The following is a 1,080-nucleotide window of genomic DNA, read 5'->3' on the forward strand; positions in this document are numbered from 1 at the left end:
AAGGTGCGCGCCGCCATGAACGGCCGCGTCGTCGCCGTGCTAGTCAAGCCGGGCGATCGCGTCACCGCCGGCCAGCCGGTGCTGACGCTGGAAGCGATGAAGATGGAGCACGTCCACAAAGCCGGCATCGACGGCGTCATCGCTGCGATCGACGTCGCCGAAGGCGAGCAGGTGACCACGGGACGGATCGTCGCGGAGATCGGGGCCTAGTCGGCGCCGCCAGCTCACAATCGTAGGGTGGGCAAAGGCGCGCTCTTCGCGCGCCGTGCCCACCATTCGTTTCGATTGGCATAAGGATGGTGGGCACGCTTCGCTTTGCCCATCTACAACATCAGCCTTGGCCGCAACCTCTGAAAACTGAGTGATTTCAACGTCATTTCGGTCGGTGCAGAGCTGCCTCAAACCTCCATTGAACATTGTTCAATTTCTGGCTACTAATTGTGAACGATGTTCAATCATCCTGGAGGCCTTCATGTTGCACCCAACATATCCCGCCCGAGACGCCACGCGCCCCTCAGAGTCCCCGCGACCGTCGTTCCCTCCCCTCCAGACGCGCGAAAAATATCTGATCGCCGCGCTGCTCGCCCTGGCGTTGGCGGCGCTCCTGGCGCCCCCGCTACCCGCTGCAGCCTGGCACATTCCCCACTTCGTCGACGGCCGCGCCTGGCTCGGCATACCGAACGCCGGCGACGTGCTGAGCAATCTTGCCTTCCTCGCGATGGGCGTTTGGGGCTCGGAGCGGCTGCGCGCCCGGCATGATGCGCCCGTCGGTGCAAGCTGGCTCTTCGTGGGGCTGATCCTCACGTGCCTGGGCTCGGGCTTCTATCATCTGGACCCCGACGTGCCGCAGCGCCTGGTCGCCGATCGTCTCGGCATGGCGGTTGCGTTTGCGGGCTTTCTCGGTATCGCAGCCAGTGAGCGCATCAGCGTGCGGGCCGGTGAAGCCGTGCTGGTGCTGATGATGATCGCGGGTCTGCTAGCTGCCTGGGTGGCGCGTGAGAACCTCACGCCATGGGTGGTCGTGCAGTACGGCGGCATGGCGCTGGCCGTGGGCCTGGCGTTGACGCGGCCCCGCTCCGG

Annotated in this window: 2 protein-coding genes; both read left to right on the forward strand. The window is 65.1% G+C overall.

Going from position 1 to position 1,080, the window contains the following annotated elements; translation table 11 throughout:
- The coding region (locus MOV75_RS39345; protein WP_247008223.1) for an acetyl-CoA carboxylase biotin carboxyl carrier protein subunit at positions 1–210 on the forward strand (210 nt) is incomplete at its 5' end.
- A gap of 262 nt (positions 211–472) precedes the next feature.
- On the forward strand, positions 473–1,080 hold a 608-nt coding region (locus tag MOV75_RS39350; protein ID WP_247008225.1), incomplete at its 3' end, for a hypothetical protein.

The sequence above is a fragment of the Bradyrhizobium sp. PRIMUS42 genome, assembly GCF_023006515.1.
In the GTDB taxonomy this organism is placed as follows: Bacteria; Pseudomonadota; Alphaproteobacteria; order Rhizobiales; family Xanthobacteraceae; genus Bradyrhizobium.